The organism is uncultured Meiothermus sp. (assembly GCF_937863175.1).
GTDB lineage: Bacteria > Deinococcota > Deinococci > Deinococcales > Thermaceae > Meiothermus.
This window is the reverse complement of sequence record NZ_CALMCQ010000477.1, coordinates 1-1445: the sequence shown is the minus strand read 5'-3', so window position 1 is coordinate 1445 and position 1445 is coordinate 1. Positions and strand designations below refer to the sequence as shown.

Genomic DNA, 1445 nt, shown 5'->3' with positions numbered 1-1445 from the left:
CCGATGCCTGGGCACTGGCAGTACGGCTGCCCAGCGGCCAGATTCATGTAGAGCGACACGAGGAAGTAGCCCTTACCAAAAAGTACCCCTGGGCCCGCCTGCCCCTGATCCGTGGAGTGGTTGCACTGTGGGATGCCATGAGCATCTCCTACAAATCGCTCTCGCGCAGTGGCGAGCTGGCGGGAGAAGAAGAGGAGAAAGTCTCGGGACTGGCCATGTACGGCACCCTGGCGGTTTCGCTGGTAATCGGCCTGGCACTGTTTGTCTGGTTACCGGCGCGGCTAGCGGGTTTGCTGGTGGACGAGGAGCGTTTTCGCCTTTTGTTTTATATGCTGGCTGGCCTGTTCGAGATGGTGATTCTTATTGGCTATCTGATCTTTATCGGTCGAATGAAGGACATGCAGCGATTCTTCATGTATCACGGGGCCGAACACAAAGCCATTGCGGCCCATGAAAAGAGCCTCGAGCTAACAGTGGAAAATGTGCGGATCCAGCCGGCCTACCACCCCCGTTGCGGCACCAGCTTCATTGCCTTTACCGCAGTAGTGGGGGTGTTCGTGTATAGCTTCTTCCCGCCCCTCACGGTGGCCTGGTACTGGATTTTCCCACGCCTGCTGATGATTCCGGTGGTGGCAGCCCTGTCGTTTGAGGTGTTGCGTTACTCGGCTGTACACCACGACCCGGTCTCGAGGTTCTTCCGCTGGCTGGGCTTCAAGTTCCAGATGCTCACCGTCAAGGAACCCACTGACGACATGCTCGAGGTCGCCATCGAGAGCACCAAGGCCGCCCTGGCCGAAAAGCCTGTGGAGAAGCCAATGGCGGTGGTCTGAGAACCACCCTGAGCCGATAGCCGATAGCTGATAGCCTAAAGCCTTAGGCCTTCAGCCTTCGGCCTTTATTTGACCTGCGATCCAAGACCTGCGACATCTAAAGTACAATCAGCCTATGCGAATTCTGCATACAGCAGACTGGCACCTCGGCAAAATCTTGAAGGGGCGAGAGCGCACCGCCGAAATTCGGCAAGCCTTGCAGGGGTTGCTGGGGCTGGTGCGGTCTGAGCGGATAGATCTGGTTCTGGTGGCGGGTGATCTTTTTGACCGAAGCATCGTGTCTACCGAGGCCGAGACTGCTGCATTTGAGTTTTTTGTGGGCTTGCGAGAGCTAAAGACGCCTGCGCTGGTGATAGCGGGCAACCACGACAGCCGCGAACGCCTCGAGGCCCTCTCGCCCCTGCTCTCACTCACCGGGGCCACCGTGTTTGGCAACCTGCGCTTTGCCGAACAGGGCGGAGTAGTGGAGGTTTTGGGGGCCCGGGCTGCTCTGCTGCCCTTTTTATCGGAGCGGCGGCTGGTCAGGGCCGGCGACCTGCTGCAAGGGGATAGCGCGGAGTGGAAGAAAACTTATGGGGGAGCCATGAGCCTGATCCTGAGAAACCTGGCGACGGG

The 1445-nt window shown here is 58.7% G+C and carries 2 protein-coding genes; both read left to right on the top strand.

Annotated features, from left to right (window positions below):
• Positions 1-830, top strand: an 830-nt coding sequence (locus tag Q0288_RS17610; RefSeq protein ID WP_299433610.1) for a DUF1385 domain-containing protein, incomplete at its 5' end; no start/stop codon positions are given.
• Between the two features lie 115 nt (positions 831-945).
• On the top strand, positions 946-1445 hold a 500-nt coding region (gene sbcD, locus Q0288_RS17605; protein ID WP_299433607.1), incomplete at its 3' end, for an exonuclease subunit SbcD.